Source organism: Arthrobacter gandavensis (assembly GCF_039528575.1).
GTDB classification, from domain to species: Bacteria; Actinomycetota; Actinomycetes; order Actinomycetales; family Micrococcaceae; genus Arthrobacter_B; species Arthrobacter_B citreus_B.
The window spans coordinates 15,839-29,349 of record NZ_BAAALV010000010.1; the positions used below are offsets into that span (position 1 = coordinate 15,839).

Genomic DNA, 13,511 nt, shown 5'->3' on the forward strand with positions numbered 1-13,511 from the left:
CCCCACGAAAGAAGGAGCACTACATGAAGTACCGCCTGCTGCCCGTTTTTGCCGCCGCTGCCCTCCTGGCCACCGGATGCACAGCCTCTGCGTCAGAGGAACCGTCCGCTTCCGCTGACGAATCCGGCACCGATTCCCGGCTGGCTGAGATCACCGAGCGCGGAACGCTGCAGGTCTGCACCACCGGCGACTACCGGCCCTTCACTTACAAGGATCCGGATACCGGTGAGTGGAGCGGGATCGATATCTCCATGGCGCAGGACCTCGCGGCCAGGCTGGAGGTCGACGTCGAGTTTGTGCAGACCAGCTGGAAAGACCTGATGCCCGATTTCCTGGCCGGCTGTGACATCGGAGTGGGCGGTGTGTCCATCTCCCTGGCCCGCGCCGAGCAGGCGTTCTACACGGATCCGGTCCTGGACGACGGCAAGACCCCGATCACCCTCTGCGGCAACGAGGAGCTTTACGACACCGTGGAGGAGATCAACACCCCGGGCGTCCGGTCCATCACCCCGATTGGGGGCACGAATGAAATCTTCGCGGACACGAACTACCCCGAGGGCGAGATCATCCGCTTCGAGGACAACAACACGATCTTCGACGAGATCGTCGCCGGCAGGGCGGACGTGATGACCACCGACGCCGCCGAGGTGAAGTGGGTGGCCAATGAATACCCCGAACTCTGCGCCGTGGACCCGGACAATCCGTTCAACTTCTCGCAGAAGGCCTACCTGCTGCCGCTTGGGGACACGGTGTTCCAGGAGTACGTCAACCAGTGGCTGAACCTGGCTGAGAACGACGGCACGTACGACGCCGCCAAGGAACCGTGGTGGGGCCCGGCTGAGGGCTAATCCCCGGCCGCGCTGAAGTACTCCAGTACCGCGGGACTCTGCCAAATTTCCGCGTACTTCGCCTGCAGGTCATAGAGCGAACCGCCGTGCACGGTTTCATCCCGGTCCCCGACGGCATCAGCCACCACGATCGGGATGAAACCGTGCTGCATGGCGTCCACAGCGCTGGCGCGGATGCAGCCGCTGGTACTGGTTCCCACAATCACCACTGTGTCCACGCCCCAGGTGTGCAGCAGCTGGGCCAGGTCCGTGCCGAAGAACGCACTGGCGTACTGCTTCACCAGCACCGTTTCGCCATCCAAGGGCGCTACTTCGGGCATGATCTGCCCCAGCTCGCTGTCCCCGATCAGCAGCCGCAGCGCGGGGATCTTGTGGATAAAGACCCCGCCGTCCGCACCCTCCGGACCGTAGCTGACCCGGGTGTGCAGCACCGGAACGCTGTTGGCCCGGGCCGATTCCAGCACTTGGGCAGCGGTGTCCAAAAACTGTTTCTCCGGCAGGCAGAGCGGGCTCTGCGGATCGAAGTATGCCCGCATCAGGTCCACGGATACAACGGCCGGCACCGCCCCCGGGACAAGGGTGCCGTCGAATCCCTCCGAGAAACTCACAGCATTGCCACCGGTGGGGACGGCGCTTTTAATCCCGTCTCCGCTTCTGCGTTCGCGAGCAGATCTGCCAGGTCCCCGCCGCGGTTGAACAGCGGCAGCTCGTCCGGGCGCCCCTCCGCCAGTTTTCCGCGCAGGGACGCGGTGGCATCGGCGTCGAGCTCCCCGTTTTCAGAGCACACCACTCCATAGGCCCGCGCACCTTCCGGAGTCACGAGGCCCCGCCGGACTTCCTTGCACACCAGCTCCGGATCACGCGCCAGCGGATCTCCCCAGCCGCCGCCGCCCCAGGTGACGAAGTGCAGCACATCTCCGGGTGCCACCGAAACGTCATGGACCTTCGAGGGGAGGACCACGGTGGTGCCGTCAGCCTTCTCGATCCACTTCCGGCCGCGGGCGCCGGGTTCCCCGCCGCGCACGCCCCAGGGATAGGTGAGCCAGCGGTCATCGTGGATGGCGATGGTGCCCGGTTCCAGGAAACGGTAGGCGACGTCGACGCCGTTGCCGCCGCGGTGCAGTCCGGCACCGCCGGTGTCCGGGATGGTTTCCCACCGGTCGATCACCAGCGGGTAGTAGGACTCCAGATATTCGCACGGAATGTTGGTGAAGGAGGGCCACAGGGAGTGCCCGTCCGGGCCGTCGCCCACCGGCCGTCCCGGAATCCCGCCGAAACCGATGGAGTACAGCTGGAACCACTCGCCGCGGCGGTCCCCTGAGCTGTAGTTCCCCGAGTACATAAAGTGCGGCGAGGAGGAGAACCCGGCGCCGTTGAGCAGATCCGGATTCGCCTGGCCCAGCAAACCGCCGAACAGGTCAAAAAGCCGGCCGATGCCGTGGTTGCGGCCGTTCAGGGCCGCCGGGTAGCGCGGCTTCCAGAACGTGTCCTCGGGGATTTCAACGTCCACCAGCGGGTAGAAACCGTCATTCCAGAGGATCTGCGGGTCTGCGACAGTGATCATGTAGATGCCGAAGAACATCCGGATCAGGTTTTCGTTGATGTAGTAATTGATCGGCCCCTGCGCCTGCGGACTGCTGCCGGTGAGGTCGATCAGCACCTTGTCCCCGGTGCGGGTGATGGTCATTTTCAGTTCGTACGGGCCGAAGCCGCGGCCGTCGTCGTCAATGTAATCCGTGAAGGAGAGCGGCTTGCCTTCCTCGAAGACCATTGAAAGCAGCGTCTTCATGGCCCGGTAGTTCCGGTCCAGCAGGGCGTTCAGTGCGGAGGTGTAGGTGTCCACACCGAAGCGGGCGCACATTTCCTGCACCCGCCGGGAGGCGGTGCTGCATGCTGCCACCAGTCCGTTGAGATCCGCCCGGTTCCAGTCCGGCTTGCGGACCTGGTTCAGGATGATGCCCAGCGCCGTGTCATCCCGCTCGCCGCGCCGGTAGAGCTTGAACGGCGGGATCACCACTCCTTCCTCGAAGATGGTGCGCGCGTCGGTGGGCATGGACGCCGGTGTCTTGCCGCCGACGTCGGTCATGTGGCCGAACTGCGAGGCCCAACCGACAATCCGGCCCTCGTAGAAGATGGGCATGACCACCAGCCAGTCATTGGCGTGGCTGATCGCTGCGCCGCATGAATACGGGTCCGAGGTCATCAGGACATCGCCCTCTTCGATCGTCCCGTGAAAGTTCTCCAGGAAGTCCGGAATCGAGAGGCCGAACTGGCCCACAATCATCTTGCCGCTGGGGTCTGCGATCAGCGGAAACTCGTCGTGCTGTTCCCGGATGCCTGGGCTCAGGGCGGTGCGGAAGAGTGTCTCGTCCATCTCATAGCGGGCGCTGCGAAGCGCGTTTTCGATCAGGTCCAAGGTGACGACGTCGACGTCCACCTCGCGCAGCGGCTCGGCTGCGGTTTCCACTAGCTGGGCCATGGGGGCTACTCCTTCGAATCTGCGGGGCGGATGAGCAGGCTGCCGTGCGGATGCACGGTGGCGGTGTGGCCGGGAAGGACCAGCGTGGTGGAGTCCATTTCGGCAATGATGGCCGGACCGGGCACGATGTTTCCGGCCAGGAGGCGGTTCCGGTCGTACACCACCGCCTCGACGCTCTCCCCGTCCACAAAGAGGCTGGTACGGGTCCGCTCAGCGGCGGACGGGTCCTCGCCTCCCGCCTCCAGGGTGATCGAGGCGACCTCAGGATGCGGTCCGTTGACGGTGGCACGGACCGTGACGAGTTCGTGCTCGTTATCCAGCAGGAAGGAGAAGAGCCGCTGGTGCTCGGCGTCGAACGCTGACCGCAGGCCGGCAAAGCCGGCTCCTTCTCCCGCGGCGAAGGCCGCGTAGTCCAGCGGAACCGGAATCTCGAAGCCCTGGCCGTGGTAGCGGACGTCGGCGGAATAGCCCATGGTGAGGTCCTCTTCCCCCAGGCCCGCAGCGAGCAGGGATTCGCGGGCGGTGGCGGCGAGTTCATCGAGCAGGCCCGCCAGTTCGGCGTCGGTAAAGTCGCTGAACGGCCGCACCAGGGTGCGCGCTGCTTCGTTCCGCAGGCTGGTGGTCGCGTCGCCGTAGGCGGAAAGCACCCCGGGGGACGGTGGAATGATCACCGGCCATGCTCCGGTGAGCTTGCCGAGCGCGTTGGCGTGCAGCGGTCCGGCTCCGCCGAAGGCAACCAGCGCGAAGTCCCGGGGATCAAAACCCTGCTGGGTGGACACGAGTTTCAGCGCACCGAACATGTTTTCGTTGACAATGTGCACAATTCCTTCGGCTGCCCGCTGTACGTCGTTCAGGCCTGTGGCGTCGGCAATAGTCTTTACTGCTGCTGCCGCAGCCTCGGTGTCCAGACCGATCTCGCCGCCGGCCAGTTCGGCGGGCAGGTAGCCCAGCACCACGTTCGCGTCGGTCACCGTCGGTTCAGTTCCACCGCGCCCGTACGACGCCGGCCCGGGGGCGGCTCCGGCGGACTGCGGGCCTACGCGCAGGGCCTGGGTCAGCGCCGGCACATGTGCAATCGAGCCGCCGCCTGCACCGACGGTGCGGACGTCAACGGAGGTGGCACGGACGGTGAGGTCGCCCACCGTGGTTTCCCGGCCGATCCGCGGCTGCAGGTTCTGCACGAGTGCCACGTCGGTGGAGGTCCCGCCCATGTCGAAGGTCAGGAAATCGGTGTAGCCGGCCTGTTCGGCGGCCCAGGCAGCGCCGGTGACGCCGCCGGCCGGTCCGGAAAGCAGCAGTGATACTGGGTTGTCCGCCGCAACGGCACCGGAGACCAGCCCGCCGTCGCTGCGCAGGATCGAGAGCTGGGCATCCATCCCGGCACCGGTGAGCTGCTCATCAAGGCTGCGGACATACCCGGAGACCTGTCCCTGCACGTAGGCGTTGGCAACCGTGGTGATGGCGCGTTCGTATTCGCGCAGCTCGGGCAGCACCACGGAGGACCGGGAGACCGGAACGCCCGGCAGCTCCTCTGCCGCTATCTCAGCGATGCGTGCCTCGTGGTCGCCGTTGGCGTAGGCGTTGATCAGGCAGATACTCAGGGCTTCGACGCCGTTGTTCCGCAGTTTGGCGAGCTGGCGGCGCACGTCGTCTTCATCCAGCTCGGTCAGCACCTCGCCGGTAGTCGAGACGCGTTCAGTTACCTCGACCGTGTCTTCAAGGTCTGCCAGGGGTTCCGGCTTGGGCCAGATGATCCAGCCCGCCAGTCCGCCGGGAACAAAGGACCGGGCAATCTGCAGCACCTGCCGGAAACCGCGGGTGGTCACCAACCCAACCCGGGCGCCCTTCTGCTCCAGGATGGCGTTGGTGGCAACCGTGGTTCCGTGCAGTACGTCCTTGACCTCGGAGGGATCAATCCCGGCCGCTGCACAGACCTGCTGGATCCCGTAGAGGACCCCCACGGACTGGTCCTGCGGGGTGGAGGACGTCTTGTACCGGTGCGTCTGGCCGGTATCTTCATTCACCAGCAATATGTCCGTGAATGTGCCGCCCACATCCACGCCTAGCCGAAACGCCATCAGTTCTCCTTGGGGGGGTGGTGCCGCACCTCCGCTTGGGCGGATACGGCGGAAGGGAATCCGAACGGGTGAATGCTGCTGTTGCCTGGGTCACATTCGTGGGATCAGGCTAGATGTGCACCTTTGGACTGTCAAGGGATTGCATACAAGCGTTGGCGGCAGCTCGATGCATGCCTTGACAGTTCAGCTGTAAGACTGCCAAGTTGTATGCAGATTGGCATCTTTTGCCCAGCTCAGGAGGAATACCCGATGGCAGCAGAAACGAAACCCGGCGGCCCGCTGGCGGGCATCCGGGTGGTTGAGATGGGGCAGCTGCTGGCCGGCCCTTTCTGCGGGCAGCTCCTGGGTGACCTGGGAGCTGACGTGGTGAAGATCGAAGATCCGGAACGAGGGGATCCGATGCGCCAGTGGGGCCGGCAGCTTCCGCAGGGCGTTTCCCTGTGGTTCTCCGTTGTGGGACGCAACAAGCGTTCGGTGACGCTGAACCTCCGGGAGAAGGAGGGCCAGGACCTGGCCCGGCAGCTGATTGCGGACGCCGACGTCGTTATCGAAAACTTCCGGCCAGGCACCATGGAGCGCTGGGGAATGGGATTCGAGGAACTGCGCCGGGAAAACCCGGGACTGGTCATGGTCCGCGTGTCCGGCTTTGGACAGGACGGCCCCTATTCCCAGCGCGCCGGGTACGGCGCAATCGGCGAGGCCATGGGCGGCCTGCGCTATGTGGTGGGCGATCCCTCAACGCCCCCGTCCCGGGTGGGCATCTCCATCGGAGACACCCTCGCGGCCATGTTCGCCACCATCGGTGCACTGGCCGCCCTGCAGGAGAGGAATTCCTCCGGACAGGGGCAGATCGTGGATTCGGCCATCTACGAGGCCGTGCTGGGGGTCATGGAATCACTGGTACCGGAGTGGCAGGTCACCGGGTACCAGCGCGAACGCACGGGTGCGGTGCTGCCCAACGTGGCTCCGAGCAATGTCTACCCGACGCGGGACGGACAATGGCTGCTGATCGCCGCCAACCAGGACACCGTGTTTTCCCGCCTCGCCAAGGCCATGGGGAACCCGGACCTGGCCGTTGACCCCCGCTACGCCACCCACGGTGCGCGCGGGGAACGCCAGAGCGAACTCGATGACCTGATTGCAGGTTTCACGTCAGGCCTGGATGCCGCGGACCTGGAACTGCTGCTGGAGGAACACGGGGTCCCATCCGGACGGATCTTCCGGCCCGTGGACATGTTTTCTGATCCGCAGTTTGCCGCCCGCGGGTCCATCACCGAGGTGGAGCACCCGTCGCTCGGCCCGGTCGCCATGCAGGATGTCTTCCCTCGGCTGAGCCGCACACGCGGGACCGTCCGCTGGCCCGGCCCGGAGCTGGGAGCCCACACCGAAGAAGTGCTCGCCGGCATCGGCATCAGCGGAAGCCAGCTGCAGGACCTCCGTGCCCGGGGCGTGGCATGAGCCTGCCGGGTCTCCCTGCGTCGGTCCGGCTGGTGGAAGTAGGGCTCCGTGACGGGCTGCAGTCCGTGCCGGAGCCGCTGCCCACTGCCGCCAAGGTGGAGCTGGTGCAGCTGCTCATTGACGCCGGAGTCCGGGAAATTGAGGCGGTGTCCTTCGCCCATCCGAAAGTGCTGCCGCAGCTCGCGGACGCCGCTGAGGTCATGGCGGCAGTCCCCCGGGTCGCCGGCGTACGCTACCGAGGACTCGCGCCCAACTTCCGGGGCGCTGAACGCGCCGTGGACTGCGGACTGGATGAACTCGTGGTGGTTGTCTCGGCTGACGAGGAGGTCAGCCGGCGCAACCAGCGCCTCACCGTGGACGAAGCACTCGATGGGCTGGCCCGCATCGGGGAACTGGCAAGGACCTCGGGCCTCCGACTGGTGACCGCCGTCGCCTGCTCGTTCTTCGCTCCGGGACGGGGCCCGGTGACGCGCGAAGAGCGTCTGCGGGTGGTGGACGCTGCGGTGTCCGCCGGATCAGCCGGCGCCTATCTGGCCGGAACCTCCGGGCAGGAGGAGCCCGGAGAGATCTATGACGGAATCCGGGAAGTCCGTGAGCTTCACCCCGGCCTGGAAGTCGGCGTCCATCTGCATAACCGCAACGGTTTTGCCCCCGCGAACGCGTTGGCTGCCCTGCAGGCCGGCACGGACTGGATTGAGGGCTCTTTCGCCGGGCTGGGCGGGGATCTGTGGTTCCCGGGCGATCCGTCAGTGCTGGGCAACGCCCCGTTCGAGGATCTGGTTCATCTGTGCGACGGCCTGGGCATCCACACGGGGGTGGACCTTGACAGCTACCTGCTGGCAGTCGATCGGATCGTTGAGCTGACCGGCCGGGCCTCGGCGTCGTTCGTTTCCCGCGGCGGCACCCGGGCACAGCTCGCCCAAGCCCGCTGGCCGGCGGAGGAACCCTTCTCCGGCAAAGGATAACGTAGTTCGCATGGAACACTCCCCCGCTCCCGCGGACGCCGATGAGAGCCCGTATGCGCGGCTCCGCGCACTGATAGCCTCCGGCGATGTCGCCCCCGGATCCTGGCTGCGCGAGGCCGCACTGGCTGAACGGCTGGGCGTTTCGCGGACGCCGGTCCGCGAGGCACTGAACCGGCTGGCCGCCGAGGGCATCGTGGAGATCAGCCGGAACAAGGGCGCCCAGGTGGTCTCTTTCACGCCCGAGGACGTGGCGGGCCTCTACGACGTGCGGGCAGGTTTCGAGCCCCATGCCGCCCTGCTCGCCGTCCCGCGGCTCTCGGATGACGACGTCGACCGGCTGGCGGGGCTGAACACGGCGATGGAGACGGCCGCAGCGGAAGGCGACCTTCGGACCCTTGGCGCACTGAACAATGAATTCCACGGCCTGTTCGTGGAACGCTGCGGCAACCGGCACTTCGCGGTGGCGCTGCAGACGCTGATGCGCCCGGCAGTGGTTGCCCATACCTTCGGCAAGTACAGTCCCGAAGCGCTGCGCCGCAGCATGCTCCACCATGCCGAGCTGGTGGCCGCGGCTCGGGCCCGTGACGGCGAATGGGCCGAGGCCGTCATGCGCACGCACATCCTGGCAGCCCGCAATGCCGCCGGGGCCCACCCGACGGCTGGTTAGCCGCCGGACCGGCCCATGGTCATGAATCGAAGCCCAGCCCCACGGCATCCAGCGTCTTGAGGATGATGTTCCGCTTGCCGGCGTTGTGGTCGGCCCGGTCCATGGACCACCTGGTCAGGTTGATGCCGGCTGAGGCCAGCGGCTCAGGCGGGAAGGGCAGCGGACGTTTCCGCACCATCTCCAGCCGGGTGCGCTCGGTGGATTCCCCCGAGAGCAGGTCCAGCAGGACATCCGCTGCGAAGGCGGTGGCCCCCACCCCCAGGCCGGTGAAACCGGCGGCGTACGCCACCCGTCCCTTGCGGGCCGTTCCGAAGAAGGCACTGAACTGGGTGCTCGAATCGATCGGCCCCGCCCATTTGTGACTGAACTTCACTCCTTCAAGCTGCGGGAAGGTGGTGAAGAAATGGGCAGCCAGTTTCTCCCAGGTCGCCGGGCGGTTCTCGTGCCGGGGATTGACCCGTCCGCCGCGGAAATACAGGGCATCGTAGCCGCCGAACAGGATCCGGTTGTCCTTGCTCAGCCGGTAGTAGTGGAACTGGTTGGCCATGTCGCCGATGCCTTGCCGGTTCCTCCAGCCGATCGAGTCAAGCTGCGCGGGGGTGAGCGGTTCGGTCATCAGCGCGTAGTCGTACACGGTCACGGTCATCAGCTTGTTGCGTTTAAGCAGTGACGGATAGGCGTTCGTGCCCAGTACTGCCTGCCCCGCCCGGACCTCTCCGTTTTCAGTCACCGCCCTCACGCCGCCGTCGTACTCCCCCAGCTCCAGGACCCGGGTGTCCTCGTAGATTTCCACGCCCAGTTCTGCCGCGGCCCGCGCCAGCTCCAGCCCCAGTTTGTAGGGATGGACCATGGCCACCGAGTCTTTGTACCAGCGGCCGGCCAGATAGGTAGGCGAGTTCACCTCCGCCCGGACGGCAGCTTGGTCAAGGAAGACGCTGCCCGGCGCATCTTCCTGAAGCCATTCCACCTGGTGCGGTTCAACGGCAACATTGAGTTCCCCGGTGCGTTCCCAGTCGCAGTCCATGCCGTACTTCGCAATGGCCTCCTCCATGCGCTCAAGGTTCTCCAGGCCAAGCCGTTCCAGGGTTTCAAGTTCGTCCGGCCAGCGGTTTAGCCCGTTCTCATAGCCGTGCGTGAGGCTTGATTCGCAGAACCCTCCGTTGCGGCCGGAGGCGGCCCAGGAAATGCGGCGCCCCTCAAGCAGGATCACGCTCCGGCCCGGGTCCCGTTCCTTGGCACGCAGCGCGGCCCAAAGCCCGGTGTAACCTCCGCCGATAATCACCATGTCCGCCGACGCGGTTCCTTCGAGCCGCGGGTGGCGGGGTGCGGCGCGCTCCAGTTCATCGATCCAGAACGGGCGGTGTACTGCACCGGCCAGTGCCTTGGCTGCGACGCCGGGACGGGGAGCGTTCCGTTCGAAAACGGTGGTGTTCACGAGAGTGTTCTCCTATGTCAGGATGCGGTGTGCCCGCACCCGGATGTACTGGCTGAAAGGGTCAACGACCAGTTTTCTGGGGTGATGCCGCGCTCAGGCCGGAGCCGTCTCCTCTTCCCACAGCGGCCGGGAACGGGAGTTGATAAGGGTTCGGGTGTAGTCCTCCCGGGGATCCTGGAGGATGCGCGCCGTTGGCCCCTGCTCCACGATCCTGCCCTGGTGCATCACCAAGAGCTCGGAGCAGAGCCGGGAGACAACGGCCAGGTCATGGGTGACAAACAGGATAGTCAGGCCAAACTGGTCCCGGAGTTCTTCCACCAGGTCCAGCACCTGGGCCTGGACCGAGACATCCAGTGCACTCGTGGCTTCGTCCAGGACCAGCAGGCGCGGACGTGCCGCGAGCGCCTTGGCCAGGGCAACCCGCTGGCGCTGGCCGCCGGAGAGAGCCCGCGGCAGCGCGTCGCAGCGTTCCGCCCCGATCCCCACCCGGCCGAGAAGCTCCCGGGCGCTGGCCGATGCCTCGATGCGTCCCTGCCGCCGGTGCAGGCGGAAGACATCCGCTACGGCCTTGCCAATGGGTATCCGCGGGTCCAGGGAAAGGTACGGGTCCTGGAAAACGATCTGCACGTCCTTGGCAAGGATCTTGCGTTCCGCGGCCTTGAGCCTGCGGCGCGGACGTGCATTTCCGCCGAGGGTGATATCGCCTTCCGTAGCTGTCTCCAGGGCCACTGTCAGCCGGGCAAGGGTGGATTTGCCCGATCCGGACTCTCCCACGACCCCTAGGGAACCGCCCTCCGGAAGGCTGAAACCGGCGTCGTTCAGGGCTGTGAGCACTTCGCCGTGCGCCAGCTCGTAGCGTTTGGAAAGCCCGGAGGTTTCAAGCAGAGGCTGCCCGCCAGACGGGGCCTGGGGGGCCGGCACCTGGTCCAGTTCAATGGTGGGTGTAGCGCTGACCAGCTGGCGGGTGTACTCCTGCCGGGGTGCCTGGAAGACGTCCCGGGTGGCTCCCTCCTCCACAACGCGGCCGTTGCGCAGCACATAGACACGTTCGCACAGGCTGGCGGCAAGATTCAGGTCGTGCGTGATGAAGAGCATGCCCATGTTCCGTGCCTGCTGCTGCTTACGCAGCAGGCTCACGATTCCGGCCTGGGTGGTGACATCGAGGGCAGTCGTAGGTTCGTCGCAGAGGAGTAGCCCCGGGGAATTAAGCAGTGCTGCCGCGATCATGACGCGCTGGAGCATTCCTCCGGAAAGCTGATGCGGATGCTGGGCCGTGAGTTCCCGGGCCCGGCGAAGCCCCACCTGTTCGAGCGCAGCGACCGAGCGCTGGGCCGTTTCCGCCCGGGAAAGCCCCTGCAGCCGCAGCGACTCCCCGAGGAAGTCCCCCACGGTGCGGACGGGGTTGATTCCGGCCCGGGGGTCCTGGAAGATCATCGAGGCGCCCCGCCTGCGCAGGCCCATCAGCTGCTGCCTGCTCGCTGTCAGGGTGTCCAGCCCGCGGACCGACACTTTCCCGGAGGCAACCGCGCGCTCCGGAAGAAGTCCAAGGGCGGCCCGGATGGTCAGGGATTTTCCGGATCCGGATTCCCCCACCAGTGCAACGGCTTCTCCGTCGCCTACCTGCAGGGACACGTCCTCCAGCAGCGGTGCCCTGCCCGGGAAACCCAGGGTCAGGTTCTGGATGTCCAAGAGCGGGATCATGCGAGTTTTCCTCCGATTCGGTCTGAGAGCTCCTCGCCGATGATGTTCACGGCGACCACCACCAGGACGATCACCAGCGCCGGCCAGAAGGCAGGAAGCAGATGTCCGCCCAGCAGCGCTCCCCTGGATTCTTCGATCATGGCTCCCCAGTCGCTGGTGGGCGGCTGGATACCCAGCCCAATGAAGGACAGAGCCGCTAGGTCCGCAAGGACATACCCGAAATTGAGGGTGGCCTGTGCGCCGACGGTGGGAACGAGGTTGGGCAGCACACGGCCCAGGACCACCCACGGAGTGGTGAATCCGAGTACCTGGTATGCCTGGACATAGGGCCTGCCGCGCTCGGCCATCACCAGGGACTGTGTCAGGCGGGCCACGTAGGGAACATAGGCGATGGTCATGGCAATGACCGGTGCAGTGAGGCCCTTGCCGAACAGTGCAATGGCCAGCATGGCCAGCAGCAGTGCCGGAAAAGCGAAGAGGAGATCGAAGAACCGGCTAAGCAGCCGCCCTGGCCAGCCCTGGGACCAGCCGGCCGCCAGCCCCAGCAGCAGGCCAAGAACAGTGGACCCCACCATCACGATTGCCGGGCCCAGCAGCGAGGTGCGTCCGCCGTGCATGAGGCGGCTCAGCAGGTCACGGCCCAGGGCGTCGGTACCCAGCAGGTGCCCGCCTCCCGGGCCCGCCAGCACATTGTTCAGGTCTACATAGTCGGGGTCATAGGGCGCCAGGACGGGAGCAAGGACGGAGAGCAGCACAACCAGTGCACCGAAACCCGCGGCGGCCCAGCCCAGAGGCGAAAGGTACTGTCCGTACCGGAGCAGCCCGGCCGGCCGGGGAAGGCGAAGTGCCAGCGTCATCGGGACTCCGTTCCGGCGGCAATCCGCGGGTCGATAAGCGGCTGAATGAGGTCTACAAGGGTATTGACCAGGACGAAGGCAGCTACGACCACCATCACGATGGCCTGCACCACGGAGAAGTCGAGCCGGTCGATCGACTGCACCAGCAGTTGTCCGATGCCGGCCAGGCCGAAAGTGCGCTCGATAATGGCACTGGAGACAAGAAGCCCGGCCACCAGCACACCGCTGACAGTAAGGATGGGACCCAGCGCGTTCCGCAGGACGTGCCGGGTCACCACCGAACCGCGCCGCAGTCCGCGGCTGGTTGCCACCTCCACGTGTTCGCGGACCAGCTGGTCGTTCATGGAAGAGCGGGTCACCCGGGCAACCATGGCGATGTACGTAATGCCCAGCGCCAGCGCGGGCAGCGCAAGGTGCCATATCCGGTCCCACCCGGCTTCACCGCTCCCGAACGACGGGAACCAGCCCAGGCCTACCGAGAACAGTGCAACCAGGGCGATCGCCGCCACGAACGGAGGGACTGCGCCGGCGGCCGTCAGGGTGATCAGGATGAACCTGTCGCCGAAGCCCTTGTTCAGACTGGCGATGGTTCCCGCCAGCAGACCCAGGAGGGTGATGAAGACGGCGGCCAGCGCCACCAGCTGCAGGGTGGTTGGCAGCCGGCTCAGGAGCACTTCGGAGACATCCTGCCGATATGTGAGGGAGCGCCCCCAGTCGCCCTGGAAGATGCCGCCCAGCCAGTTCAGGTACTGCTCCCAGGCTGGCTTATCCAGCCCGTACTGGCGGGTGATCTCCGCGAGTGCGTCGGGGTTGGGGCTGCGTCCGCGCAGCAGGAAGCGCGCCGGATCCCCGGGTACGAGGAACCGGGAGAAAAAGACAGCCAGCGAAGCGGTCAGGAGCGTTGCGGCGAGGACCAGCAGCTTCTGCACAACGAAGACTGCCGTCCGTCTGGTTCGTCCTCCGGGCTTTCTCCCGGGTGCCGGAGAACCGGAGATGGGTGGTGCCTGTACTGCTGTGGTCACG

Annotated in this window: 11 protein-coding genes; 4 read left to right on the forward strand and 7 right to left on the reverse strand. The window is 66.1% G+C overall.

Translation table 11 applies throughout. From position 1 onward, the window contains the following. Nucleotides 1–23 precede the first annotated feature (23 nt). Nucleotides 24–848 (forward strand): transporter substrate-binding domain-containing protein, encoded by an 825-nt coding sequence (locus tag ABFX29_RS16430; RefSeq protein WP_152229464.1) that lies wholly within the window; start codon nt 24–26, stop codon nt 846–848. On the opposite strand, the gene ABFX29_RS16435 is transcribed toward ABFX29_RS16430, so the two are convergent. From ABFX29_RS16435 to ABFX29_RS16445, 3 genes are read right to left on the reverse strand one after another with little or no spacing between them, the layout of a single operon-like run. Then, complete coding sequence (locus tag ABFX29_RS16435) at nt 845–1,456, reverse strand: isochorismatase family protein (protein ID WP_246167749.1); 612 nt, start codon at nt 1,454–1,456, stop codon at nt 845–847. The genes ABFX29_RS16430 and ABFX29_RS16435 overlap by 4 nt on opposite strands. Next, a complete protein-coding gene (locus ABFX29_RS16440) occupies nt 1,453–3,327 on the reverse strand; it encodes a hydantoinase B/oxoprolinase family protein (RefSeq protein WP_152229463.1) in 1,875 nt (624 codons plus the stop codon). The genes ABFX29_RS16435 and ABFX29_RS16440 overlap by 4 nt, the downstream gene beginning before the upstream one ends. A gap of 5 nt (nt 3,328–3,332) precedes the next feature. Beyond that, the gene (locus tag ABFX29_RS16445; RefSeq protein ID WP_152229462.1) at nt 3,333–5,405 is read right to left on the reverse strand and encodes a hydantoinase/oxoprolinase family protein; all 2,073 of its coding nucleotides are present in this window, start codon (nt 5,403–5,405) and stop codon (nt 3,333–3,335) included. A 249-nt stretch (nt 5,406–5,654) separates the two neighbouring features. Between ABFX29_RS16445 and ABFX29_RS16450 the strand changes: the two genes are divergently transcribed. Genes ABFX29_RS16450 through ABFX29_RS16460 form a run of 3 tightly spaced genes read left to right on the forward strand, consistent with a single transcriptional unit; the run spans nt 5,655 to nt 8,495 of the window. Continuing rightward, on the forward strand, nt 5,655–6,863 hold the full coding sequence (locus tag ABFX29_RS16450; protein ID WP_152229461.1) for a CaiB/BaiF CoA transferase family protein: 1,209 nt from the start codon (nt 5,655–5,657) through the stop codon (nt 6,861–6,863). Next, on the forward strand, nt 6,860–7,828 hold the full coding sequence (locus tag ABFX29_RS16455; protein ID WP_152229460.1) for a beta/alpha barrel domain-containing protein: 969 nt from the start codon (nt 6,860–6,862) through the stop codon (nt 7,826–7,828). The genes ABFX29_RS16450 and ABFX29_RS16455 overlap by 4 nt, the downstream gene beginning before the upstream one ends. Nucleotides 7,829–7,838: 10 nt before the next feature. Then, nucleotides 7,839–8,495, forward strand: a complete 657-nt coding sequence (locus ABFX29_RS16460; protein ID WP_152229459.1) for a GntR family transcriptional regulator — start codon at nt 7,839–7,841, stop codon at nt 8,493–8,495. A 19-nt stretch (nt 8,496–8,514) separates the two neighbouring features. On the opposite strand, the gene ABFX29_RS16465 is transcribed toward ABFX29_RS16460, so the two are convergent. From ABFX29_RS16465 to ABFX29_RS16480, 4 genes are all read right to left on the reverse strand, one after another. After that, on the reverse strand, nt 8,515–9,930 hold the full coding sequence (locus ABFX29_RS16465) for an NAD(P)/FAD-dependent oxidoreductase (protein ID WP_152229458.1): 1,416 nt from the start codon (nt 9,928–9,930) through the stop codon (nt 8,515–8,517). 93 nt (nt 9,931–10,023) lie between these two features. Further along, a complete protein-coding gene (locus ABFX29_RS16470; RefSeq protein ID WP_152229457.1) occupies nt 10,024–11,631 on the reverse strand; it encodes a dipeptide ABC transporter ATP-binding protein in 1,608 nt (535 codons plus the stop codon). After that, complete coding sequence (locus ABFX29_RS16475; RefSeq protein WP_152229456.1) at nt 11,628–12,488, reverse strand: ABC transporter permease; 861 nt, start codon at nt 12,486–12,488, stop codon at nt 11,628–11,630. Before ABFX29_RS16475 ends, ABFX29_RS16470 begins: the two co-directional genes overlap by 4 nt. After that, nucleotides 12,485–13,510, reverse strand: coding sequence for an ABC transporter permease (locus tag ABFX29_RS16480; RefSeq protein ID WP_152229455.1), 1,026 nt, complete (start codon nt 13,508–13,510; stop codon nt 12,485–12,487). Before ABFX29_RS16480 ends, ABFX29_RS16475 begins: the two co-directional genes overlap by 4 nt. Nucleotide 13,511 lies beyond the last annotated feature (1 nt).

Bases quoted from the DNA above. Each gene is read 5' to 3' on its own strand.
- ABFX29_RS16445 (WP_152229462.1), bottom strand. From the start codon at position 5,405: ATGGCGTTTCGGCTAGGCGTGGATGTGGGCGGCACATTCACGGACATA.
- ABFX29_RS16450 (WP_152229461.1), top strand. From the start codon at position 5,655: ATGGCAGCAGAAACGAAACCCGGCGGCCCGCTGGCGGGCATCCGGGTG.
- ABFX29_RS16455 (WP_152229460.1), top strand. From the start codon at position 6,860: ATGAGCCTGCCGGGTCTCCCTGCGTCGGTCCGGCTGGTGGAAGTAGGG.
- ABFX29_RS16475 (WP_152229456.1), bottom strand. From the start codon at position 12,488: ATGACGCTGGCACTTCGCCTTCCCCGGCCGGCCGGGCTGCTCCGGTAC.
- ABFX29_RS16470 (WP_152229457.1), bottom strand. From the start codon at position 11,631: ATGATCCCGCTCTTGGACATCCAGAACCTGACCCTGGGTTTCCCGGGC.
- ABFX29_RS16430 (WP_152229464.1), top strand. From the start codon at position 24: ATGAAGTACCGCCTGCTGCCCGTTTTTGCCGCCGCTGCCCTCCTGGCC.
- ABFX29_RS16440 (WP_152229463.1), bottom strand. From the start codon at position 3,327: ATGGCCCAGCTAGTGGAAACCGCAGCCGAGCCGCTGCGCGAGGTGGAC.
- ABFX29_RS16460 (WP_152229459.1), top strand. From the start codon at position 7,839: ATGGAACACTCCCCCGCTCCCGCGGACGCCGATGAGAGCCCGTATGCG.